At 60.4% G+C, this 24,333-nt stretch carries 20 protein-coding genes; 6 read left to right on the top strand and 14 right to left on the bottom strand.

Annotation, left to right across the window (positions count from 1 at the left end):
• Positions 1–259: 259 nt before the first annotated feature.
• From ACIQV9_RS25210 to zwf, 3 genes are read right to left on the bottom strand one after another with little or no spacing between them, the layout of a single operon-like run.
• Entirely contained in the window at positions 260–925 is a 666-nt protein-coding gene (locus tag ACIQV9_RS25210; protein ID WP_403107329.1) for a bifunctional 4-hydroxy-2-oxoglutarate aldolase/2-dehydro-3-deoxy-phosphogluconate aldolase, read from the bottom strand.
• A gap of 17 nt (positions 926–942) precedes the next feature.
• Positions 943–1,656: a 6-phosphogluconolactonase gene (pgl, locus tag ACIQV9_RS25205; RefSeq protein WP_403107327.1), complete on the bottom strand. Its 714-nt coding sequence runs from the start codon at positions 1,654–1,656 to the stop codon at positions 943–945.
• Positions 1,643–3,112, bottom strand: coding sequence for a glucose-6-phosphate dehydrogenase (gene zwf / locus ACIQV9_RS25200; protein WP_090187336.1), 1,470 nt, complete (start codon positions 3,110–3,112; stop codon positions 1,643–1,645). The genes pgl and zwf overlap by 14 nt, the downstream gene beginning before the upstream one ends.
• 242 nt (positions 3,113–3,354) lie before the next feature.
• On the opposite strand from zwf, the gene ACIQV9_RS25195 reads away from it, so the two are divergent.
• Complete coding sequence (locus tag ACIQV9_RS25195; protein ID WP_172825977.1) at positions 3,355–4,215, top strand: MurR/RpiR family transcriptional regulator; 861 nt, start codon at positions 3,355–3,357, stop codon at positions 4,213–4,215.
• Positions 4,216–4,261: 46 nt separating this feature from the next.
• Here ACIQV9_RS25195 and ACIQV9_RS25190 read toward each other — a convergent pair whose 3' ends face one another.
• From ACIQV9_RS25190 to edd, 11 genes are all read right to left on the bottom strand, one after another.
• The gene (locus ACIQV9_RS25190) at positions 4,262–5,116 is read right to left on the bottom strand and encodes a D-hexose-6-phosphate mutarotase (protein ID WP_403107325.1); all 855 of its coding nucleotides are present in this window, start codon (positions 5,114–5,116) and stop codon (positions 4,262–4,264) included.
• A gap of 289 nt (positions 5,117–5,405) precedes the next feature.
• On the bottom strand, positions 5,406–6,752 hold the full coding sequence (locus ACIQV9_RS25185) for a carbohydrate porin (RefSeq protein ID WP_403107323.1): 1,347 nt from the start codon (positions 6,750–6,752) through the stop codon (positions 5,406–5,408).
• 172 nt (positions 6,753–6,924) lie between these two features.
• Entirely contained in the window at positions 6,925–8,085 is a 1,161-nt protein-coding gene (locus ACIQV9_RS25180) for an ABC transporter ATP-binding protein (RefSeq protein WP_403107321.1), read from the bottom strand.
• 2 nt (positions 8,086–8,087) lie between these two features.
• Positions 8,088–8,933, bottom strand: coding sequence for a carbohydrate ABC transporter permease (locus ACIQV9_RS25175; protein ID WP_403107319.1), 846 nt, complete (start codon positions 8,931–8,933; stop codon positions 8,088–8,090).
• A complete protein-coding gene (locus ACIQV9_RS25170) occupies positions 8,926–9,834 on the bottom strand; it encodes a carbohydrate ABC transporter permease (protein WP_010457390.1) in 909 nt (302 codons plus the stop codon). Before ACIQV9_RS25170 ends, ACIQV9_RS25175 begins: the two co-directional genes overlap by 8 nt.
• Before the next feature lie 149 nt (positions 9,835–9,983).
• Entirely contained in the window at positions 9,984–11,285 is a 1,302-nt protein-coding gene (locus ACIQV9_RS25165) for an ABC transporter substrate-binding protein (protein WP_403107317.1), read from the bottom strand.
• Between the two features lie 117 nt (positions 11,286–11,402).
• Complete coding sequence (locus ACIQV9_RS25160; RefSeq protein ID WP_403107315.1) at positions 11,403–12,662, bottom strand: AGE family epimerase/isomerase; 1,260 nt, start codon at positions 12,660–12,662, stop codon at positions 11,403–11,405.
• Positions 12,663–12,932: 270 nt separating this feature from the next.
• Positions 12,933–14,402 carry an ATP-binding protein gene (locus ACIQV9_RS25155; RefSeq protein ID WP_403107313.1) on the bottom strand — a complete coding sequence of 490 codons (1,470 nt, stop codon included), beginning with the start codon at positions 14,400–14,402 and terminating at the stop codon, positions 12,933–12,935.
• Positions 14,392–15,123 (bottom strand): response regulator, encoded by a 732-nt coding sequence (locus tag ACIQV9_RS25150; RefSeq protein WP_010457397.1) that lies wholly within the window; start codon positions 15,121–15,123, stop codon positions 14,392–14,394. Before ACIQV9_RS25150 ends, ACIQV9_RS25155 begins: the two co-directional genes overlap by 11 nt.
• A gap of 145 nt (positions 15,124–15,268) precedes the next feature.
• Positions 15,269–16,222 carry a glucokinase gene (locus ACIQV9_RS25145; RefSeq protein WP_403107311.1) on the bottom strand — a complete coding sequence of 318 codons (954 nt, stop codon included), beginning with the start codon at positions 16,220–16,222 and terminating at the stop codon, positions 15,269–15,271.
• Complete coding sequence (edd, locus tag ACIQV9_RS25140; RefSeq protein WP_109634251.1) at positions 16,219–18,045, bottom strand: phosphogluconate dehydratase; 1,827 nt, start codon at positions 18,043–18,045, stop codon at positions 16,219–16,221. Before edd ends, ACIQV9_RS25145 begins: the two co-directional genes overlap by 4 nt.
• 220 nt (positions 18,046–18,265) lie before the next feature.
• Between edd and gap the strand changes: the two genes are divergently transcribed.
• The 5 genes from gap to ACIQV9_RS25115 all read left to right on the top strand — a co-directional run bounded on the left by gap (position 18,266) and on the right by ACIQV9_RS25115 (position 24,287).
• A complete protein-coding gene (gene gap, locus ACIQV9_RS25135) occupies positions 18,266–19,267 on the top strand; it encodes a type I glyceraldehyde-3-phosphate dehydrogenase (RefSeq protein ID WP_010457403.1) in 1,002 nt (333 codons plus the stop codon).
• Positions 19,268–19,435: 168 nt separating this feature from the next.
• On the top strand, positions 19,436–19,900 hold the full coding sequence (locus tag ACIQV9_RS25130) for a methylglyoxal synthase (RefSeq protein WP_200666866.1): 465 nt from the start codon (positions 19,436–19,438) through the stop codon (positions 19,898–19,900).
• 77 nt (positions 19,901–19,977) lie between these two features.
• Positions 19,978–20,496, top strand: a complete 519-nt coding sequence (locus tag ACIQV9_RS25125; RefSeq protein WP_403107308.1) for an RNA polymerase sigma factor — start codon at positions 19,978–19,980, stop codon at positions 20,494–20,496.
• Positions 20,497–20,691: 195 nt separating this feature from the next.
• The gene (locus ACIQV9_RS25120; protein ID WP_403107307.1) at positions 20,692–21,600 is read left to right on the top strand and encodes a FecR family protein; all 909 of its coding nucleotides are present in this window, start codon (positions 20,692–20,694) and stop codon (positions 21,598–21,600) included.
• 122 nt (positions 21,601–21,722) lie between these two features.
• The gene (locus tag ACIQV9_RS25115) at positions 21,723–24,287 is read left to right on the top strand and encodes a TonB-dependent receptor (protein WP_403107305.1); all 2,565 of its coding nucleotides are present in this window, start codon (positions 21,723–21,725) and stop codon (positions 24,285–24,287) included.
• Positions 24,288–24,333 lie beyond the last annotated feature (46 nt).

Here is a 24,333-nt window from a genome sequence, read left to right as displayed (position 1 = left end):
TCTCTTCCATAAGATGAACGCAGGTTAACGCTGGTTGAGCCGCGAGAGGCGGTAACTATGTATCGCCTCTTTTCCCTTGTAGGAGCGAGGCTTGCCCGCGAAAGCGTCGGCACAGTCAGCATTGAAGGTAACTGGTCTGGCGCCTTCGCGGGCAAGCCTCGCTCCTACAGGGACATTCATCAGGCAAAAAAAAACGGTGCACCGACCAAGCGCACCGTAAAGCCGTAGAACACACAACGAAGTGTTTGGTAAAAGCCGATCAGTCCAGCAGCGCCAATGCCTCGGCGGTACATTCCTGAATGCGGGCCCAGTCGCCGTTCTTGATCCACTCGGGATCCAGCATCCAGCTACCGCCCACGCACATCACGTTTTTCAACGCCATGTAGCTCTTGATGTTGGCCGGGCTGACGCCGCCGGTCGGGCAGAATTTCACTTCACCGAACGGGCCGCCGAGGGCTTTGATAGCCGCAACGCCACCGCTGACTTCAGCCGGGAACAGCTTGAAGCGGCGATAACCCAGGCCATAGCCTTCCATGATGCCGGACGCGTTGCTGATGCCTGGCAACAGCGGGATCGGGCTGTCGACGCTGGCTTCGAGCAGGTCACGGGTAATGCCCGGCGTGACGATGAACTGTGAGCCGGCCGCTTCAGCAGCGGCGAGCATAGTGCGATCCAGCACAGTACCGGCACCGGTCACCAGCTCCGGACGCTGCTCACGCAGAATCTGGATGGCCTTGAGGCCGAACTGCGAACGCAACGTCACTTCCAGCGCAGTCAGGCCACCGGCGGCCAGGGCGTCGGCCAGTGGCAGGACGTCTTGTTCGCGAGCGATGGTGATCACTGGCAGGATCCGCGCCTTGGCGCAGAGGCTGTCGATCAGGGCAACTTTGTCCGCCATGGAAACGGTCGGGGATGGGGTTGTCATAGCGGCTGTTCCTTGGCTCATGGGCACCAGTAAATCTCTAACGTAGGTTGCAGAAACGCGCGAATCGGCATGGCGGCGACATCGTCACCGGCCAATGCGGCACTCAGGGTGGTCAGTTTGGACTGACCGGAAATCGATAGAACGGTGGTCTTGGCCGAGGCCAGCAGCGCACGACTCATGGTCAGGCGCTGATGCGGCACGGTTGGCGCCAGCATCGGATAGCACCGACGGGTGCCGTCGACTTTCAAGGCATCGATCAGGTTCGGGCTGTTGGGGAACAGCGAAGCGGTGTGCCCGTCATCGCCCATGCCGAGTATCAGCACGTCGATCGGCGGCAACTCGGCGAGCAAACGGTCGGCCTGCTCGGCTGCCAGCTCAAGGTTCGCGGTGGCGCTGTACAGGCTCAGAAACTGAGCCTTGGCCGCCGGGCCTTGCAACAGGTAGCGCTTGAGCAGGCCGGCATTGCTGTCGGCATGCTCGACCGGCACCCAACGCTCGTCGGCCAGGGTGATGACCACCTTGGACCAGTCCAGTTTCTGCTTTGCCAGGTTCTGGAAAAACGCCACCGGGCTGCGGCCACCGGACACCACCAGCGTCGCGCTGCCGCGAGCGTCGATGGCGTCACTCAATTGCTTGGCCACATTCAGCGCCAGACCATCGGCCAGCAGCACCGGGCTCTTGAACTCATGGGCGCTGACGCCCTGAGGCAGTTGCAAGTTAGATATCGCCATACCACGACCTCCCATCCCGCGTGATCAGAGCAATGGAGCTCATCGGTCCCCAGGACCCAGCCGCATAAGGCTTGGGCGCATCACCGGATTTTTTCCACCCGGCGATCAACTGGTCACACCACTTCCACGCGGCTTCGATTTCATCTTTACGGACAAACAGGTTCTGATTGCCGCGCATCACTTCCAGCAACAACCGCTCGTAGGCATCGGGGATCCGTGCGCTACGCCAGGTGTCGGAAAAATTCAGCTGCAACGGACCGCTGCGCAGCTGCATGCCCTTGTCCAGGCCTTGTTCTTTGGTCATCACGCGCAAGGAAATGCCTTCGTCCGGCTGCAGGCGGATAATCAGCTTGTTGCTGATTTGCAGGCGCTGCTCGGGGGCAAAGATGTAGTGCGACGGTTCCTTGAAATGGATGACGATTTGCGACAGCTTCTGCGGCATGCGCTTGCCGGTCCGCAGGTAAAACGGCACGCCGGCCCAGCGCCAGTTGCGGATGTCGGCACGCAGGGCGACGAAGGTTTCGGTGTCGCTTTGGGTGTTCGAATTCGGTTCTTCCAGGTAGCCCGGCACCGGTTTGCCTTCGCTGTAGCCGGCGATGTACTGGCCACGCACCACTTGTGTGGTCAGGCCTTCCGGGCTGATCGGCGCCAGGGCCTTGAGCACTTTGACTTTCTCGTCACGGATGCTATCCGCAGACAGGTCGGCCGGCGGGTCCATGGCGATCAGGCAGAGCAGTTGCAGCAGGTGATTCTGGATCATGTCCCGCAGCTGTCCGGCCTTGTCGAAGTAACCCCAGCGGCCTTCGATACCGACCTTCTCGGCCACGGTGATTTCCACGTGGGAGATGTAATTCTGGTTCCACTGGGTTTCGAACAGGCTGTTGGCGAAACGCAGGGCGATCAGGTTCTGGACGGTCTCTTTGCCCAGGTAGTGATCGATGCGGTAGGTGCGGTTCTCCGGGAAGAACTGCGCCACGGCATCGTTGACCTTGCGCGAGGATTCCAGGTCCGAACCGATGGGTTTTTCCAGCACCACGCGGGTGTTTTCAGCCAGGCCGACCTTCGACAGGTTCTCGCAGATCGCGCCGTAAACGGCGGCCGGCGTGGCGAAGTAGGCAATCACACGCTGGGCGCTGCCGGCCATTTCGGCCAGGGCGACGTAATCGTCAGCCTTGAGGAAGTCGACATGCAGGTAGCTCAAACGGGCCAGGAAGCGTTCGACCACAGCTTCGTCCAGCTCTTTGGCACCTACATAACGGCGCAGTTCGGAGGCGATGAACGCCAAGTGTTCCTGCTCGCTGCCCGGCTCACGGGCCAGCGCGATAATCCGCGTATCCTCATGCAGCAGGCCTGCGCCATCGAGTTGATAAAGGGCAGGAAACAGTTTGCGCAGGGCCAGGTCGCCGAGGGCGCCGAACAAGGCAAAGGTGCACGGTTCAACCGTAATCGAAGGCATGATGTTTGTTCTTTTATCAAGTTAAGCTACAAATACCTTTTTTCAAGGCATCACTCAAGGGAAAATGTAGTAATAACCACAACATTTTCGCAAAATACAGATTCCGAGTGGTGGTCGGTCGGAGCCATCAGTAGGATAGGCCACCGTTTGGGGCAGTATCAAAGTCCCAATTTGCATAGCAGCACGCTTGCTTGCATCGCAGAGCACTCTTGTAGGCGAACCTAGGAAACCATATGGACCGCGTGCGAAATTTACTGGAACAAATCCAGAATCGCCTTGAAGACCTGAACAAGGCAGAACGCAAAGTCGCCGAAGTGATCCTGCTCAACCCAGAGCAGGCCACCCGGTTCAGCATCGCCGCCCTCGCCCAGGCCTCGAAGGTCAGCGAGCCGACGGTCAACCGTTTCTGCCGTTCGTTCGGCGTCAGTGGCTACCCGGAACTCAAGCTTCAACTGGCCCAGAGCCTGGCCAGCGGCGCGGCGTATGTCAGCCGTGCGGTCGAGGCGGATGACAATCCGGAAGCCTATACCAAGAAAATTTTCGGCAGCGCCATCGCGTCGCTGGACAGTGCCTTGCAGGCATTGGACCCGAACCTGATCAGCCGCGCCGTCGACCTGTTGATCCAGGCCCGGCAGATCCACTTCTTCGGCCTTGGCGCCTCGGCGCCGGTGGCGCTGGATGCGCAGCACAAGTTCTTCCGCTTCAACCTGGCGGTCACTGCCCATGCCGACGTGCTGATGCAGCGCATGATTGCGTCGGTGGCGCATACCGGCGAGTTGTTCGTGATTATTTCCTACACCGGCCGCACCCGCGAACTGGTGGAAGTCGCGCGTATCGCCCGGGAGAACGGCGCTTCGGTACTGGGTTTGACCGCAGAAGGTTCGCCATTGGCCAAGGCCAGTACCTTGAGCCTGAACATTCCGTTGCCGGAAGACACCGACATCTATATGCCGATGACGTCGCGGATTATTCAGCTGACTGTGCTGGATGTGCTGGCCACCGGCATGACCTTGCGCCGGGGCGTGGATTTCCAGCCGCATTTGCGCAAGATCAAAGAGAGCCTGAATGCGAGTCGGTATCCGGTTGGGGATGAATTCAACTAGCGCAACATTGATCGTTCCCACGCTCTGCGTGGGAACGATCATGGTCTCAAGCCCCGACCCTTGCCTGCAAACTCAGATGAGCCTTCTGCCCCGGCGCCAGGCTCAGGCTATCGGTCCCGCCACTCGCCGCCTCGACACACACAAATTCTGAAATCTCGTTCCAGCTCACCCCCAGCAACGGCCGCGAGCCCGGATGCCAGACCACCGTGTCCGCATGGTCACCGGTATCGATGCACAACTCGCGCTGCCAGGCGTGGTCCTTGAGCTGTAATTCGCCGTCATGCTGGAACACCCGCTGACAGCCACCCTCCACCCGCAATTCGCCTTCCTGATGACAAATCTGACGGTTCAACTGGTCATAACCCTGCGCCCCGTCGAGCCCGGACAGCGCTATCTCACCCACGTCACCAATACGCCAATACGCATGCAACGCCTGGCTCAATTGGCACGGCAGGCTGTCCTGATGCTCGGTGCTCAGGCGTAATTCCATGCGTTCGCCCAGGTGTGCATGCAAGTCCACTTGCCAGTCGCACAGCTGAAGTTGCCAATGCAGACGCACGCCATCGTCGTCATGGCTGCTATCGAGCAGCTTCCAGTCGATCAACCGTGCCCAGCCATGGGAAGGCCAGGCGTTTTCGCTGGGATGACGGCCATACCACGGCCAGCACACCGGCACGCCACCACGAATCGCACCGACCTGCGGCCACTTCGCCGCGCACCAGAGCCAGGGTTTCTGGCCCTTTGGCTGGAAGTGCAGCAACTGCGCGCCCTGTCGGCTGAACACCGCCTGGCACAGCGGATGGTCGATCACCAACACGTCGCGCTTCTGATAGCGCTCCCACGCAAACACCGGACGTTCGCGCAAGGATTTGAAGAAGCGTTGTAGCGGATGCTCATGCATGTGCCACGGTCCTGAAAATCATGGGTGTACTCATTCTTTTGTGCCCAGTGAACCACTGTGGCGAGGGGGCTTGCCCCCGTTCGGCTGCGAAGCAGTCGTAAAATCAGCCTGCTCATTCCTTCAGGTCAATCACAGTGGATTCCTGGGATCGCTTCGCAATCCAACGGGGGCAAGCCCCCTCGCCACAATCGCGCAAGACATGACATTCCTTGTAAGCCCCCAAAAAAAAGCGGACAGCCAAGGCTGTCCGCAAAAATGCGCACATAGAGAGGAGCTTATCGCAACAGCGTTAGAACACCGACTGAATTTTCAGGCCGGCCACCAGCGCGTTGTCGACTTCATCCACACCGCCCGGGTGAGTGATGTATTGCAGGTTGGGACGCACGGTCAGCCAGTTGGTAACGTGGAAGCCGTAGTTGATCTCGTAGTTGTACTCAGTGTTACGCAGCGGCGCGAACAGCGGGTCCTGATAGTCAGTGACATTGTTGGAGGCGTTGACCAACTCTGAGTTTTTCTTCACGTCATCGTTGACATGGATACGGGCGGCACCGATACCGAAGTCATCCTTCGGACGTGCATCGAACGGGCCCTTGTACACCAGCATCAGCGACTGGTAGTTGTCGACGAAGTTGGTGTCCTTGTCGTGGAAGGTCGCGTTGACAGCAATGTTCAGGCCGCGGGATTTGTCACCGTTGTGACTGGTGAGTTGTTGTTGCGCCACGAACCAGTAGCCGGACTTGCTATCGTGACTGCGATAGGCGTTGCCGCTGGTGGCCGCATCATTGCCGTTGGCATCTTCGCGGACGTCATCGGCATTGGCCGTGCTTTTGTAGTAACCGACACGGTATTCGCCCGGCAGGTTGCCAGGGTTAGGCAACCAGACCAGCTCGACCGGCAAAACGGTGCCTTTGGTACCACTGCCGCTGAGCTTGAAGCCGTTACCGTGCTCCAGTTGCGACGGGTTCTGGTTGTACGCACCGATCTGCGCATACCACTCAGGCGAGATGTTGTACTTCACGCGGACCGCAGCCTGCATGACCGGCCAGTTGTACCAGATGTTGGTCGCCCAGTTACCCGCTTGGGAACCGCAGAACGCCAGGTTCTGGAACTCGCAAGGGAAGGTGTTGAAGTCTTCGCCTTCGCCGAAGTAACCGGCCTTGACGTCCAGTTTGCCGTCGAGGAACTGGTGCTTGATCCACAGTTGGGTCAGACGGACCATGTGGCCACGGCCGTAGACTTCCTGGGAGGAACTCAAGGTGCCGGCACGCGGATCGCCGACGCGGTCATTGGAGATGTTTTCACCGTTACGGTTGGTGAACTGGACCTTGGCCTGGGTGTTATCCCAGCCCCACAGCTTTTGCAGGTCCAGCGCCACGCCCAGGCCAAACTGGTCGGAGTAACGCGCAGTCTTGTCGTCGTTGAAGCCGCCGTGAAGGTTGCCACCCACTTCACCGACGTAGTCCATCTTGATGTCGATACCCTGCTCGATCAGCCTGGTACGCTCGCCACCCCAGTCCCCGGTCATCCACTCCGAATCGGCGCTGAACGCGTCAGCCGCGTGCACACTACCGGCCAGCATCATGGCCGCAACCGCGGACAACTGGCAGATAAGCTGAGCGTTGTTGTTCTTCTTCATCCCTACATCCTCGTTTTATTGTTATTAACTGTTTTTATTTAACGCGGTTACATCAGGTGCGGAGAGCGACAGGCCGCTCACCGCATATCCCCCTGTAGGAGCCAGGCTTGCCGGCGAAGGCGTCCCTGAAATCGCCTTCGCCGGCAAGCCTGGCTCCTACAGTTTTTGATCTTCAGCGGCCTTTGAATTGCGCGACGTTGGCGTTGTGGCTCTCGGCTTTTGGCTGACCAGCCACCCCCAGGCGTTCACCGGTCTTGGCATCGAACAACAGCACTTTCGATGGATCGAATTGCAGGGTCAGGGTTTCGCCCACGTTCGGCGCGACGTCCGGCGCCAGACGGCAGCAGACTTTGGTGTCGTTGAGATTGACGAACACCAGGGTGTCGGGACCGGTCGGCTCGGTGACCTGGACTTCGGCGCGAATGGTCGGCAACCCGTTCGGCTCGCTGCCCGCCAGAACGATCTGCTCCGGGCGCAGGCCGAGGATCACTTCGCGGTCTTCGAGACCGGCGTCCTGCATGCCCATTGGCAATTCGCAGCGGGCCTGACCGCTGTCGAGCAACGCCACCAGACGACCTTCCTTGCGCTGCAAACGCAGGGGGATGAAGTTCATCGGCGGCGAACCGATGAAGCTCGCCACGAACAGGTTGGCCGGGTTGTTGTAGATGTCCTTCGGCGTACCGAATTGCTGGATGATCCCGTCCTTCATCACCGCAACCTTGTCGCCCAGGGTCATCGCTTCGATCTGGTCGTGGGTCACGTAGACCGTGGTGGTTTTCAGGCGCTGGTGCATCAGTTTCATTTCGGTGCGCATCTCGACGCGCAGCTTGGCGTCAAGGTTGGACAGCGGCTCGTCGAACAGATAGATCTTCGGCCGACGCGCCAGGGCACGCCCCATGGCCACGCGCTGTTGCTGACCACCGGAGAGCTGACCGGGCTTGCGATTGAGCAGGTGTTCGATCTGCAGCAGCTTGGATACCCGCGCCACTTCCGCTTCGATGTCGGCGGCGGGCATTTTGCGGATCTTCAAGCCGAAGGCGATGTTCTCGCGCACGCTCATGGTCGGGTACAGCGCGTAGGACTGGAACACCATGGCGATGTCGCGGTCTTTCGGGCTCATGCCGCTGACGTCCTGGTCACCGATCATGATCGCGCCGCCGGTGATGGTCTCCAGGCCGGCGATGCAATTCATCAGGGTCGATTTGCCGCAACCCGAAGGTCCGACAAGAATCAGGAACTCACCGTCCTTGATCGACAGTTCGATGTTCTTGAGGGTGTCCGGCAAGCCGGGGCCATAGGTCTTGTTTACATTGCGAAGTTCGAGCGTAGCCATGATTACCCCTTGACTGCGCCGGCCGTCAGCCCGCGCACGAAATACTTGCCTGCGACCACATAGACCAGCAGGGTCGGCAGCCCGGCGATCATCGCCGCCGCCATATCAACGTTGTATTCCTTGGCCCCGGTACTGGTGTTGACCAAGTTGTTCAACGCCACCGTAATGGGTTGCGAATCACCGCTGGAGAACACCACGCCGAACAGGAAGTCGTTCCAGATCTGGGTGAACTGCCAGATCAGGCAGACCATGATGATCGGGGTGGACATCGGCAGGATGATCAAGCGGAAGATGGTGAAGAAACCCGCGCCATCGAGCCGCGCCGCCTTCACCAGCGCATCGGGAACGCTGACGTAGTAGTTACGGAAGAACAGCGTGGTGAACGCCAGGCCGTAGACCACGTGGACGAACACCAGGCCGGTGGTGGTGCTGGCCAGGCCCATTTTGCCGAGGGTGAACGAGGCCGGCAGCAGGACGGTCTGGAACGGCAGGAAGCAACCGAACAGCAGCAAACCGAAGAACAGTTGCGAGCCACGGAAGCGCCACATCGACAGCACGTAGCCATTCAGTGCACCGATGGCGGTGGAGATCAGCACCGCCGGGACGGTGATCTTGATCGAGTTCCAGAAGTACCCGTCCACCGTGCCCCAGGCCTTGACCCAGCCGATGCCGCTGACCACGGTCGGCCAGCTCAGCAGGTTCCCGGAGTTGATGTCTTCCGGCGTCTTGAAGCTGGTCAACAGCATGACCACCAGCGGTATCAGGTAAAGCAATACGGCCAGGATCAGCACGCCGTAGATCGCGATGCGACTCAGGCTGATGGAAGGTTTGGCAGAGAAACTAGTCATGGCGCTTGGTCCTCAGCTCGGAGTACAGGTAAGGCACGATGATTGCGAGAATCGCACCGAGCATCAGAATCGCACTGGCCGAACCCATGCCCATCTGGCCGCGGCTGAAGGTGAAGGAATACATGAACATCGCAGGCAGGTCGGAGGAGTAACCCGGGCCGCCGGCAGTCATTGCCGCCACCAGGTCGAAACTCTTGATCGCGATGTGGGCCAGGATCATGACCGCGCTGAAGAACACCGGGCGCAGGCTCGGCAACACCACTTTCAGGTAAATACGCGGCATGCTCGCGCCATCGATCTGGGCGGCACGGATGATCGATTGATCAACCCCACGCAGGCCGGCGAGGAACATCGCCATGATGAAACCCGAGGCCTGCCAGACCGCAGCGATCACCAGGCAATACACCACGCGATCCGGGTCGATCAGCCAGTCCAGGCGAAAGCCTTCCCAGCCCCAGTCCCGCAACAATTTGTCCAGGCCCATGCCCGGGTTGAGCAGCCATTTCCAGGCAGTACCGGTGACGATCATCGAAAGCGCCATCGGGTACAGGTAAATGGTGCGAATGAAACCTTCGCGACGAATGCGCTGATCAAGAAACACTGCCAGCAGCACACCGATCACCAGGGTGATGCCGATGAACATGCCGCCGAACACGGCCAGGTTCTTGCTCGCGACCCACCAGCGGTCGTTGTCGAACAGCCGCTGATACTGCGCCAGGCCCGCCCACTTGTAAGTCGGCAGGAAGGTCGAGGTGGTGAACGACAGGATGAACGTCCACAGGATATAGCCATAGAAGCCCACCAGGACGATGAACATGCTGGGCGCCAGCACCAGTTTCGGGAGCCAGCGCTGCAGTGCATCGAACGGCGAGGCCTTGCTGAACACAGCAACAGAACTCATGGGAAGATCCCGTACGAAAAGAAAATTTACGTTGGAAATGCTTCCCCCTGCAGGAGTGAGCTTGCTCGCGATAGCTGAGTGTCAGACTCTGGATGTATCAACTGATACACCGCCATCGCGAGCAAGCTCGCTCCTACAGGGGCCAAGCATTACTTGGCAGCTTTGACGGCCGTGCCCAGTTGCTTGGCGGCAGTCGCCGGATCGGCTTTCGGGTCGTTGATGAAGTTGGTCACCACATCGAAGAACGCGCCTTGTACCGCCAGCGTGGTCGCCATGTTGTGCGCCATGCTCGGCTGCAGGCCGCCGGACTTGGCGTCCGCCAGGAAGTCCTTCGCAGCGGTCTGGGCGCAGGAGTCGAAACCGTACTTGCCCATGTCGCTCAGCATGTCGATTCGAACCGGGATCGAACCTTTGTTGATGCTGAAGACTTTCTGGAAGTTTTCACCCAGCACGACCTTGGCAATGTCCTGCTGCGCGGCAGCAGTGCCCTTGTCTTTCTGCTTGAACACCGCCAGGGAGTCGATGTTGTAGGTGAAGGCCTTGTCGGTGCCCGGGAACGCTACGCACTCGTAGTCCTTGCCGGCGACTTTCTTGGCTGCGGTCCACTCGCTCTTGGCCCAGTCACCCATGATCTGCATGCCGGCCTTGCCGTTGATGACCTTGGCTGCTTCCAGGTTCCAGTCCTGGCCTTTGCCGTCGGCGTCCATGTAGGTCGCGACTTTCTTCAGCTCGGTCAGCGCCTTGACCATTTCAGGACCGGTCAGTGCGGCGTTGTCCAAGTCGACCAGGGCTTTCTTGTAGCCGTCGACGCCCATGACCGAAAGGACCACCGCTTCGAACACGGTGCTGTCCTGCCAAGGCTGCCCGCCGTGGGCCAGGGCAATGAAGCCCGCAGCCTTGAGCTTGTCACCGGCGGCGTAGAATTCCTCAAGGGTGGTCGGGGTTTTTTCGATGCCGGCTTTCTTGAAGACTTCCGGGTTGATCCACAGCCAGTTGACCCGGTGAATGTTCACCGGCACGGCCACGTAGTCACCCTCGTACTTCACGGTATCGGAGACTTTCTTGTCGAGCAGGCTGTCCCACTTCTCGGTCTTGGCAGCGTCTTTCAAGACGTCGGTGTCGAGCAGACCGGTAGACGCCCATTCCTGGATGTCCGGGCCTTTGATCTGTGCAACGCCCGGCGGGTTACCGGCAACGGCGCGGCTCTTGAGTACGGTCATGGCCGTAGCACCGCCACCACCGGCGACTGCGCCGTCCTTCCAGGTGAAACCGTCTTTTTCGACTTGGGCCTTGAGGACATCGACGGCCGCTTTTTCGCCACCGGAGGTCCACCAGTGAACGACTTCTACCGAACCTTTGGAATCGGCGGCAAGCGCACTGACAGGGAATGCAGAGATTGGAAGCAATGAGGCAAGAGAAATGACAGTAGCGAGGCGAGAAATCGCATTCATCTAGAATTACCTTTCTTGTTGTTATGCATGCAAGTCTGGTGCTTGCGCTGCATAGGATTTTAAACAGGAGTTATCCCCTCGCAGGTAACGAAGGGACGCTTGAATGTCACCACATGGTTACACAGGAGCGCTCTGGGACAACTGCCCCAAGGCTGTGGCCATGCTCGGCGCCAACGGCAGGCGCGGGATCAGGACGGCTTGCCAGGCGTGATACAGGTCCGGTTTACCGGCCCAGATATCGGCGCTCGGGCGGTTTTGCGGATCGAGTTCATGGTGCCAACTGCCATCGCAACGGTCGATGAAATGACTGTCACAGAATTCCCAGAACAACCGGTACCAGGTTTCGTATTGCTCGTCGCCCGTGCGTTTAAGCAACGCGCTGGCGGCGGCACTGGCTTCGCAATGGGTCCAGTGCAAACGATGGCGAACCACCGCGCGATTGTCCCAGTCGAGGGTGTAGACAATGCCCGGCGCACCGTCGACATCCCAACCGTGACGGCAGTTGTGATCGAAGAGTTTTTGCGCGTCGGTCGCCAACCAGCCCGGCGTGAGCATGCCGGCCTGAACCCGCGCGGCTTCAAGGTGCAGCAACAGCCGCGCCCATTCGAAACCGTGGCCCGGCGTGGTGCCGTATGGGCGGAAACCGTCGGCCGGGTTGTCGTGGTTGTACTCGCGCAGCGGCTGCCAGTCGCGATCGAAATGCTCGACCACCAGGTAGTCGTTGGCAGCGGCGTGACCATGGATCACTCGTTCAACGATCCGTTGAGCACGGCACAGCCAACGGTTGTCTTCAGTGACATCCGCCAGGGCGAGAAAGGCTTCGGTGGCGTGCATGTTGCTGTTGGCACCGCGGTAGGCTTCTTCAGCGCTCCAGTCGCGATCAAAGGACTCGCGCATCGCGCCCTCCTCCTCGCTCCAGAAATGCGTGTCGATGATGTTGATCGCGTCATCGAGCAACGCTTGTGCGCCGGGGCGTTGCGCAACCACGGCGGAACTCGCCGCCAGCGCAACGAAAGCATGCAGGTAAGCGGCCTTGCCGGCGTTGCCATCGCGATGATGGGCCACTGCAAACCAGCCACCGTGTTCGGCATCGCGCAACGGGCCGCTGAGCGCCTGGATCCCGTGATCGACCAGCTCGGCAAAACCCGGCAAGCCCTGGATATGCGCCATGGCGAAGCTGTGGGTCATGCGTGCGGTGTTCATGGTTTCGGCGTGGGCGTTGGCCGGCAGCCGGCCCTTTTCATCGAGATTGCCGAAGCCTTCGGCAAGCTTCGAAGCCTTGGCAAATGCGAGCAGGCGCAAGCCTTCGGCCGCGAGCCATTGCTGATGGGCAGGTGCGTTGAGCCAACTGCTGAACGCAGGCTGGAAGGTGTCCATGGGGTGCCTTTTTTGTTGTTTTGACTACGGGCAGTCTAAACAACGGGCGGGGGCGGGCTTGTAACGAAGGGGGCGAGTTATGTCACCAGCTTGTGACATTCAGCCGGGTTCTACGGCGAGTGATGAACCTGTGGTGAGGGGATTTATCCCCGTTCGGCTGCGAAGCAGCCGTGAAACCATTGCACTCGATATACCAGATACACCGCAATTGCAGTTTTTGGGGCGGCTACGCCACCCAACGGGGATAAATCCCCTCACCACAGGTCTGCGTCAATCGATCGAACGAGGCAACTGCAACGTCACCCGCAACCCGCCTTCACGCAAGTTTTGCAAGCTGACCTCGCCACCATGGCTGTGGGCAATATTGCGCGCAATCCCCAACCCCAAGCCATATCCCTGCTGCTGCCCGGCCAGGCGGAAGTGTGGTTCGAACACCTGCTCCATCCGTTGCTCCGGTACCCCCGGCCCTTCGTCATCGACGTGCAGGATGAAAGCGCTCTCGTCGTCATCGATATGCAAATGCGCGTTCTGCCCATACTTCAACGCGTTGTCGATCAGGTTGCCGATGCAGCGCTTGAGCGCCAGCGGCTTGCCGGGATACGCCGCCAGCGCCCGGCCCTGCTGGGTCACGCGACCATTGCCGTTAGGCGCCAGGTACGGCTCCACCAGACAGTCGAGCACATGGTTAAGATCCACCGGCTCGATGTTTTCGTGAATATCGGTGTCTTTCACGCATTGCAGCGCGCCCTTGACCAGCAACTCCAGCTCATCCAGATCGCGGCCGAACTTGGCTTGCAGCTGTTCGTCTTCAAGCAATTCGACCCGCAGCCGTAAGCGAGTAATCGGCGTGCGCAGGTCATGGGAAATCGCGCTGAACAACTGGCTGCGCTCCGTCAGGTAACGGCTGATGCGTTCGCGCATCGCATTGAAAGCGCGGCCCACTTCGACCACTTCACTGCCGCCGCCTTCGGCCACCGGCTCGACTTCGGCACCGAGGGACATGTCCCGCGCCGCCCGCGCCAGACGCTTGAGCGGCCGGCTCTGCCAGTGCACCAGCAAGCCAATGAACAACAGCAAGAAGCTGCTGGTGAGGACGATGAACCAGACCTGCTGCGCCGGCAGGCCTTGCTCTTCAAGACTGGTGTAGGGCTCGGGCAACAAAGACGCGATGTACAGCCACTCGCCTGGCGCCATCTGAATTTGCGTGACCAGCACCGGCGGATTCACCGGTTCCAGCGTGAGCGCGTAATGCGCCCAGGAGCGCGGCAATTCATCAAGTTTCAGCCCGCTGTTGAAGATCCGCAGGTCTTCGGGGCTGACAAAGGTCACCGAGATATCCGTGTCTTGGCCGAGGGACTCGCGCAACACCTGATCCACCGCCTTGAGCACGGCCTCCTTGCGCGGGGTGATCGGCAGCACTTCCATGCCCAAGGGCTTGTCGTTGAGGGTCACCACGAACCGGGTGCCGCCCATGCTGCGCAACTGGTCGAGCACCAATGGCCGAAACGCGACCGGCAGCGAGCGAAAATAACTGACGCTGGCCGTCATCGAATGGGCCAGGCTGCGGGCGCTGGTCACCAGGCCTTCAAGCTGCGTGGCACGCAGTTGCGACACCCAGATCACGCTCGACAAGGTCTGCGCGAACAGCACCGCCAACAGGGTCAGCAGCAACATGCGCCCGAGCAGCGAACGCGGCACCGGCACGCGGGCGGCGAGCGTGCGGAAAAACTCAGTGGCCATTGCTGGCAACCACATTGGCGGCCAGTTGGTAGCCGCTGCCACGCACGGTACGGATCAGTCGCGGCGGTTTTTCGGTATCGCGCAGACGTTGGCGCAGACGGCTGACCGCCATGTCGACAATACGATCCAGCGGCATCAAGTCGCGGCCACGGGTGGCGTTGCCGATGGTGTCGCGATCGAGGATTTCCTGAGGGTGATCGAGGAACAGCTTCAGCAGCGCGAAATCGGCGCCGGAGAGAATCACTTCTTCACCGTCGATGTGAAACAACCGGTGACTGACCATGTCCAGCCGCCAGTCATCGAACGCCAGCACTTCACCGCCGGAACGCTCCTGACCGAACTGCGCGCGGCGCAACAAGGCCTTGATGCGCGCCTGCAATTCACGGGGGCTGAAGGGTTTGCCGAGATAATCGTCAGCGCCCAGCTCCAGGCCAATGACGCGGTCGGCCTCGTCGGAGCTGGCGGTGAGCATGATGATCGGCACCTGCGCCTGACGCGGGTGTTGGCGGATCCAGCGGCAGAGGCTGAAACCGTCTTCGTCCGGCAGCATCACATCGAGGATCACCAGATCGCTCGGCGCCTCGTTCATCGCTTGGCGAAAGCCTGCGCCATCGGGTGTGGTACGGACCTGGAAACCGGCGCGGGTCAGGTAGGTGTCCAGCAACTCGCGTATCTCTTGATCGTCATCGACCAACAAAATCGACTTGTTGACTGAGCTCACAGGGGCGGCATCCTTGTTGTTTGAATTGGGCGGATTATGCCTGATCGTTCCCACGCTCTGCGTGGGAATGCCTCAAGGGACGCTCCGCGTCCAGTGACGCGGAGCGTCACGGGCTGCATTCCCACGCAGAGCGTGGGAACGATCACTACTGTGCTTGATCGAGTGCCACACCCGCACCGACAAGGCCCGAATACGGTGCCGTCACCAGCCACACCGGGATGCCCTTGAAGTAATCGCTCATGCAGCCCTTGTCGGCAAAGCATCGGGCAAAACCGCTTTCAACAAAGAAATCGGCAAACCGCGGAATCACCCCACCAACGATGTACACGCCACCGCGCGCACCGGTGGTCAGCACGTTATTGCCGGCCACACGCCCGAGCCAGCAGCAGAACTGCTCCAGCACTTCCAGCGCAATCGGGTCACCCGCCAGTCCGGCAGCGGTAATCGACTCTGGGGTATCGAGCACCGGTTCATGCCCGTCCACCGCACAAATCGCCCGATAAACCCGCGGCAAACCACTGCCACTCAACGCGGTTTCAGCGCTGACATGCCCGATCTCATTGAAGATGTGCTGCCACAACTGAGTTTCACGCGGACTGCTCAGGGGCAAATCGACGTGACCGCCCTCCCCCGGCAATGCGGCGAAACGGCCTTCGCCCAGGTCCAGCAAGGTGCCAACGCCAAGGCCTGTGCCCGGACCGATCACCACGGCCGGTCGCAACGGTTCCGGCGTGCCTTGGCAAACAACGCGAAACTCGTCCGGCTGCAAGCGGGTCATGCCCAGCGCCATCGCCGAGAAATCATTGACCAGCAACAATTGATCGACCTGCAGCGCCTTGCAAAAACCTTTGCGACTGAGCCGCCAGTGATTGTTGGTGAACTTGAATTCGTCACCGCTCACCGGGCCGGCCACCGACAGGCACACCGAGCCGATAGAGCCCGGCGCCAGGCCAAGCCCGCCCAGGTAGAGGGCAATCGCCTCCTCCGGGCTGGCGTGATCGGCCGTCGCCAGCACCTGGATCGCTTCCAGTTGCTGGTTTTTCCACAACGCGAAACGTGCGTTGGTCCCACCGATGTCACCGACCAAAGCCAGTTTCAATTAAGCGTCTCCAGGGCAGAAGTAAAGGCGCTGGCGCCCTGCTCTGCGGAGCTGAAGGCCATGCGCATGAAACCAAACAGTTCGCGACCGCTGCCAATGTTGTTGCCCAACAGGCCCTTGGCCGGCGTGCGCGCTGCGAATTCGTCGGCGTCCACCTTAAGCTCCAGGGTGCCTTTGACGCCATCGACGCGGATGATATCGCCCTCTTGCACCCGCGCAAGAGCGCCGCCGACATAAGCTTCGGGACTGACATGAATCGCCGCCGGGATTTTCCCCGAGGCGCCGGACATGCGCCCGTCGGTTACCAGCGCCACTTTGAAGCCGCGATCCTGCAGCACGCCGAGGAACGGCGTCATCTTGTGCAACTCAGGCATGCCATTGGAGCGCGGGCCCTGGAAGCGCATCACGGCGACAAAATCCTTCTCCAGCAAACCGGCCTTGAAGGCATCGGCCAAATCCTGCTGATCCTGGAACACCATCGCCGGTGCTTCGACGATCTGGTTTTCCAAGGCAACGGCGGAGACTTTCATCACCCCACGCCCGAGATTGCCTTCCATCACCCGCAAGCCGCCCTCAGGCGAGAATGCACGCGCGACCGGGCGAAGAATGTTTTCGTCGAGGCTTTCGATCGGGCCTTCGCGCCAGACCAGTTCGCCGTTATCGAGGAACGGTTCCTTGGTGTAGCGGCTCAGGCCGTGACCGAGCACCGTGTTGACGTTTTCGTGCAGCAGCCCGGCTTCCAGCAGTTCGCGGATCAGGAACGACATGCCGCCCGCCGCCTGGAAATGGTTGATGTCGGCCTTGCCGTTCGGATAGACGTGGCTCAGGGTCGGCACGACTTCGGAGAGGTCGGCCATGTCCTGCCAGGTCAGTTGGATGCCCGCCGCCATGGCGATGGCCGGCATGTGCAGGGTGTGGTTGGTCGAGCCGCCGGTGGCGTGCAGGGCCACGATGGAGTTGACCAGCGAACGCTCGTCGACGATTTCGCCGATCGGCATGAAGTCGCCGTTCTGCTTGGTCAAGCGCGTGACCTGATGCGCCGCTTCGCGAGTCAACGCGTCGCGCAACGGGGTGTTCGGATTGACGAACGAGGCGCCCGGCAAGTGCAGGCCCATGACTTCCATCAGCAACTGGTTGGTGTTGGCGGTGCCGTAGAAGGTGCAGGTGCCGGGGCTGTGGTAGGACTTCATTTCCGATTCCAGCAGCTCTTCGCGGCTGGCCTTGCCTTCGGCATAGCGCTGGCGCACGTCGGCTTTCTGCTTGTTGGAAATGCCCGAGACCATCGGCCCGCCCGGAACGAAAATCGTCGGCAGATGACCGAAACGCAAGGCGCCCATCATCAGGCCCGGGACGATCTTGTCGCAGATGCCGAGCATCAGCGCGCCATCGAACATGTTGTGGGACAGCGCCACGGCGGTGGACAGCGCAATCACCTCACGGCTCGGCAGGCTCAGTTCCATGCCTGGCTCGCCTTGGGTCACGCCATCGCACATCGCCGGGGTGCCGCCAGCGAACTGGCCAACGGAGCCGATCTCGCGCAGGGCTTTTTTGATCTGTTCAGGAAAGACTTCGTACGGCTGATGCGCCGAGAGCATGTCGTTATATGACGAAACAATCGCGATGTTGGCGGAGTTCATCATCCGCAGACTGTTTTTGTCTTCGGTGCCGCAACCGGCCACGCCGTGGGCGAAGTTGGCGCATTGCAGCTTGCCGCGCATCGGACCGTCGCTGGCTGCATCGCGAATGAGCGCAAGGTAAGCCTCACGGGTTGCACGGCTGCGGGCGATAAGCCGTTCGGTGACCTCAATTACGCGGGGATGCATGTGTAGAACTCCAGGCTAACGGATGTGGCGACCTGATTGTCTATGCTGAGCAAGAGCCGGTGTCGATGGGATGACAGACGGTTTTCTTGATCGGTCGGACCAGTTGATTCAGGTCACTCGTTGTAGATTGAACAAAATATTGCCATTAAAAAGGCTTGTTTTCTATTTTTATGCGAATAATCTTGTAATTCCAACAACAAAACGACGGCGGCCCTGTTAAATGACTCTTCGAATCGCAATCAATGGTTTTGGCCGAATTGGCCGCAACGTCCTGCGCGCACTGTATACCCAAGGCTATCGCCAGGACTTGCAGATCGTTGCCATCAATGACCTGGGCGACAGCGCGATGAACGCTCATCTGCTGAAGTACGACACCGTTCACGGCACGTTCGACGCGGATGTCCAGCACGATCAGGAAAGCCTGACCGTCAACGGTGACCGTATTGCCGTCAGCGCCATTCGCAACCCGGCCGAGCTGCCCTGGGCCGCGGAAAAAATTGATGTCGTGTTCGAATGCACCGGTCTGTTCACCGACCGTGCCAAAGCCGCCGCGCATATTACAGCCGGCGCGCGCAAAGTGATCATCTCGGCCCCGGCCAAAGGCGCCGATGCCACGGTGGTGTACGGGGTCAACCACGACATTCTGCGCCAATCGCACCAGATCATTTCCAACGCGTCGTGCACCACCAACTGCCTGGCCCCGGTGGCTCAGGTGCTGCACCGCGAACTGGGTATCGAAAGCGGTCTGATGACCACGATCCACGCCTACACCAACGACCAGAACCTGACCGACGTCTACCACACCGACCCGTACCGCGCCCGTTCGGCCACCCAGAACATGATCCCGAGCAAGACCGGCGCCGCTGAAGCGGTCGGCCTGGTGCTTCCGGAACTGGCGGGCAAACTGACTGGCATGGCGGTGCGTGTTCCAGTGATCAACGTGTCGCTGGTGGACCTGACCGTGCAGCTCAAACGCGAAGCGTCGGCTGATGAAGTGAATGCGCTGCTCAAAGAAGCCAGCCAGCACTCGAAGATTCTCGGCTACAACACCCTGCCGCTGGTCTCCAGCGACTTCAATCACAACCCGCTGTCGTCGATCTTCGACGCCAACCACACCAAGTCCAGCGGCAAGCTGCTCAAGGTACTGGCCTGGTACGACAACGAATGGGGCTTCTCCAACCGCATGCTCGATAACTGCCTGGCGCTGTGCAACGCTGAGTAACTCTGTACCTGTTGCGCCATACCCGACTCTGTAGGAGCCAGGCTTGCCGGCGAAGAACGATGACGCGGTCTGACAGATACATCGCGCCGCTTGGTTCGCGGGCAAGCCTCGCTCCTACAGGCGATGGCGTCCTCGGAATCACCTCGCAAATCGCCTGTGGAACAACTCATGATCGGTATCAGCTTCACGCAAAAGACCATGGCGGCGCGCAAGCGTATCGCCCTGGTCGCCCATGACCACTGCAAAGTGTTTTTGCTGGACTGGGCCGAGCGGCAGAAAGACAAGCTCGCACAACATGAACTGGTCGCCACCGGCACCACGGGTTTGTTATTGCAACAACGCCTGGATCTGCCGGTGGAAAGCATGATCAGCGGCCCCTTGGGCGGCGACCAGCAACTCGGCGCGCGCATCGCCGAGCAGCGGGTCGACATGCTGGTGTTCTTCTGGGACCCGTTCGAACCGCAACCGCACGACCCGGACATTAAGGCGCTACTACGGGTCGCGGCGGTCTGGAACATTCCGGTGGCGTGCAATGAATGCAGCGCCGACTACCTGCTCAGCAGCCCGATGATGGAGCAGGCGCACGCACACCGCATTCCCGATTACGCGACCTATCTGTTGGGTCGTGCCTGAATCATTGCAAATCAATACTTGACCACTCGAGCGGATGATAAGCATTATCATTCGCTCGAAATGGATCAGGTTCTCCCGTGAGTCAATCTCGCTTCAATCACGTCTTCATCGCTCAGCGAGTTTCTCTGCTGCGCACGCTGGAGCGGATGGTCAACAATCACAGCACCGCCGAAGACCTCTTGCAGGAGACCTACCTGCGAGTGACCCGGGCGCTCAGTGAACGGGCCATCGATCACCTTGAACCCTTCGTTTTCCAGACCGCCCGCAACCTGGCGCTGGACCATTTGCGTGCGCGGCGCATTCAGTCGCGCACGATGCTCGACGACGTGCCACTGGACGTGCTGGAAAGCGTTGCCGCCCCCGCCAGTAGTGCCGAGGATACTGCCCATGCCGAACAATTGCTGGAGCGTTTGAACGTGAGCCTCAGTGAACTCAGCCATCGTCAGCAGCAGATTTTCATCCTCAGCCGGCTGCACGGGCACAGTTATCTGGAAATCGCCGAAAAGCTCAACGTCTCATTGAGCACCGTGCAGAAAGAACTGAAGCTGATCATGGCGATCTGCATCGGAGTCGCAGAGCGGTTAAACGGCGACTGAGTCTGTAGGTTTATTCTCTACCTGCCGGGATCGACTGCGCTGGCTTTCGGGCTTTGCTACCCTTGCCCACTTTCAAGCTTCACTCATAAAACAGCCGTGCACAGACACTGCCGAGGAAACACCGTGACGGACACGCTTCCAGTGCCTCCCCCCGCCCCCCCTCCGCCCTCACCGGCGCGGGACCCCGCAAGCGCGATGGACCAGGCGTTGGACTGGCTGATCGTGCTGGGCAGTCCGAGCGAAGAACAGACCCGACAGTTTCATGACTGGCTGGCCGCCGCCCCGTTGCATGCCGAAGCGTTCGCCAAGGCTCAGGCAATCTGGGATGGCCCGCAAGTGGTGCAATGCGCCCAAAACCTGGCCGCCCGGCCGCCGAAAGTGACGGTCCTGTCGCGGCTGCGTCCGCACTGGAAACCGCTGGCCACCGCCGCCGTGTTGATCCTCGGCCTGTTCAGTTTCAGCAACCTGCCGATGCGGCTCCAGGCCGATCACTTGACCGTGGTCGGTGAACGCCAGCGCCTGCAACTGGAGGACGGCTCGAAAGTCCTGCTCAATACCAACTCGGCGTTCTCCAGCACCATCAACGATCAACAGCGCGTGGCCCGGTTGTATCAGGGCGAGGCGTTTTTCGAGGTGCCGGCCAATCGCGGCCAGCCATTGGAAATCGATGCCGGCCCGGTCAAGGCCAGCGTGCGCGATACCGCGTTTGCGGTGCGCTATCTGGACGGTGTGGCACTGGTTCGGGTGCAGCGTGGGGATGTCGACTTGCGAGCGACCCGCGACGATGCGCGGATTCGCTTGTCCGCCGGAGAAAGCGTGCGCATCGGCCCCAACGGTTTTGATCGCCCGGCCAAGCTCGATGCGGCCACTGATCTGGCGTGGGTCCAGGGGCGCCTGGTGTTCGAGAACTGCCCGCTGAGCCAGGTGCTGGCGGAGCTGCGCCGCTATTACCCGGGCTGGATCATCAACACCAATGAGCAGCTGGCCGACGTCGCCGTGACCGGCAATTACCGTCTCGACCAACCGCTGGACGTGGTCCGCTCCCTCGCTCACATCACCTCTGCCCGACTCCAGGAATTTCCGGCTTTGGTGATCCTGAACTAAATGAGAATTATTTTTACTCGATAGCCGAAGCTCGTTCGTCTCGTTATAGCCAATGCAATTGATTCGCATCTCGACATGCCAATCAGCACCTATAAAGATTCGTGCGACACGGAGCGCTATCGATGTCCTCTCGTCATACCCGCCAATCCTCTTCACCTTCCCGCGTGCTGTCGCTGCTGACGGCTGCCATCCTGATGGCCGGCGCCGCGCCGCTCATGGCGGCCACCGCCGCCGGGCAGCCGACGCGCACCATGGGCGACTATTCGTTCGCCATCCCGCAGCAGTCGCTGGTCTCGGCACTCAATGCCTTTACCACGGTGACAGGCTGGCAAGTCGGCTTGCCGGCCGAACTGGCGGACGGCGTCGCCTCGCCGGGTGTACGCGGTTCGTTGCCGCCGGAAAAAGCCCTCGATCGCCTGTTGGTGGGGACCAACCTGAGCTATCGCAAACTGGGCAGTAACAACATCGTGCTGGAGAAGCGCAACAATAGCGGCGCGATCAACCTGGATCAGGTGACCATCAGCGCCACTCGTAATGAACAGGACGTGAGCAGCGTGCCGAGCACGGTGACGGTCCAGACCCGCGAAGACCTGGACCGCAACAACGTCAATAACATCAAGGATCTGGTGCGCTACGAGCCGGGCGTATCGGTCGGCGGCGCTGGCCAGCGTGCCGGTCTCACGGGCTACAACATCCGCGGCATCGACGGCGACCGCGTACTGACCCAGATCGACGGCGTGCAAGTGCCCGACAGCTTCTTCAACGGCCCTTATGCCCAGACCAACCGCAACTACGTCGATCCCGAGATCATCAAACGTGTGGAAATCCTGCGCGGCCCGGCGTCGGTGCTTTACGGCAGCAATGCCATAGGCGGCGCGGTCAGCTACTACACGCTGGACCCGGATGACATCATCAAGCCGGGCAAGGACGTCGGCGCACGTCTGAAAACCGGTTACAGCTCGGCAGATGACAGCTGGCTGACCTCCGGCACGGTGGCCGGTCGAACCGGTGACTTCGACGGCTTGCTGCACTTGAGCCAACGCAACGGCCATGAAACCGAATCCTACGGCGAAACCGGCGGCATCGGCCTGAACCGCACCGAGGCCAACCCCGAGGACGTGCGCACCACCAACGTGCTGGCCAAACTGGGCTGGGACTACGCCGACGACGCACGCTTCGGTCTGATCTACGAGCATTACAAGGACGACCGCGACACCAAGCAGCTGAGTGCCGTGGGCGGCCCGTTCAACGCCGGACGCGGTTTCGGCTTCTATAAATCCCGCACCGGCAACGACACAGTCACCCGCGAACGCTTTGGCCTGGAGCACAGCTTCGGTCTGGACAGCGTGCTGGCCGACAACATCAAGTGGTCGCTGAACTACCAGATCGCCAAGACCGACCAGAGCACCGAAGAAATCTACGCGCCGTCGCGTACCGTGCTGCGCAACCGCGACACCAACTACAAGGATCGCCAATGGGTGTTCGATGCCCAGGCTGACAAGTCGTTCGCCATTGCCGACACCGAGCACCTTGTAACCTATGGCACCACCCTCAAACAGGACAAAGTCACCGGCCTGCGCACCGGCAGCGGCACGTGCCTGACCGTGGCCGGTGCCTGCCGGGTCATCGGTGCGCCGAGTGCCGCCGACACCCTGAAACCGGCCAGCGACTTCCCGGACCCGACCATCAACAGCTACAGCCTGTTCGCCCAGGATCAGATCAGCTGGGGCAACTGGACGTTCCTGCCTGGCGCACGCTACGACTACACCGAACTCAAGCCGCACATCACCGACGAGTTCCTGGCCACCGCCGACCAGAGCGGCAACGGTGTAGTGAGCGACAGCACAAAAACCTGGCATCGTCTGTCGCCAAAATTCGGCACCACTTACAGCTTCAACGACAACTACACCTGGTATGGCCAGTACGCCGAAGGCTTCCGCACGCCGACGGCCAAGGCCCTGTATGGTCGTTTCGAAAACCTGGCGGGTGGCTATCAAGTCGCACCGAATCCGGACCTGGAACCGGAAAAGAGCAAGAGTTACGAAACCGGCCTGCGCGGCCAGTTCGAGGCGGGCACTTTCGATGTGGCGGTGTTCTACAACAAATACCGCGACTTCATCGATGAAAACGCCATCACCCCCGGCTACACCGAGACCACCTTCCAGAGCAACAACATTGCCCACGCCACCATCAAAGGCGTCGAGCTCAAGGGTCGCTTGAACCTCGACAGCTTCGGCGCCCCGTCCGGCCTCTACACCCAAGGCTCGATGGCCTACCTGTATGGCCGTAACGATGACAACGGTCAGCCGCTGAACAGCATCAACCCGCTGACCGGCGTGTTCGGCCTCGGCTACGACCAGGATAACTATGGCGCCCTGTTGAGTTGGACCGTGGTCAAACGCAAGACCCGCGTCGACAGCAGCAGCTTCAAAACCCCGGATGGCACCAGCACCCAGTTCAAGACTCCGGGCTATGGCGTGCTCGACCTGGCCGGTTTCTACAAGGTGACCGACGACGTGACCGTCAACGCCGGCCTGTACAACCTGACCAACAAAAAATACTGGCAGTGGGATGACGTGCGCGGTTACGACAGCGTCGGCGAAGCCTCGGTGACACAACCGGCCAACCTCGACCGCCTGACCCAACCGGGTCGCAACTTCGCGATCAATCTGGTCTGGGACATCTGACGCTGAACAGCTCACTGCGCTGCTTGTATAGAAGCGGTGCAGTGAG

The sequence above is a fragment of the Pseudomonas sp. NPDC099000 genome, assembly GCF_044759925.1.
Lineage (GTDB): Bacteria > Pseudomonadota > Gammaproteobacteria > Pseudomonadales > Pseudomonadaceae > Aquipseudomonas.
This window is presented reverse-complemented; position numbering and strand designations above follow the sequence as displayed.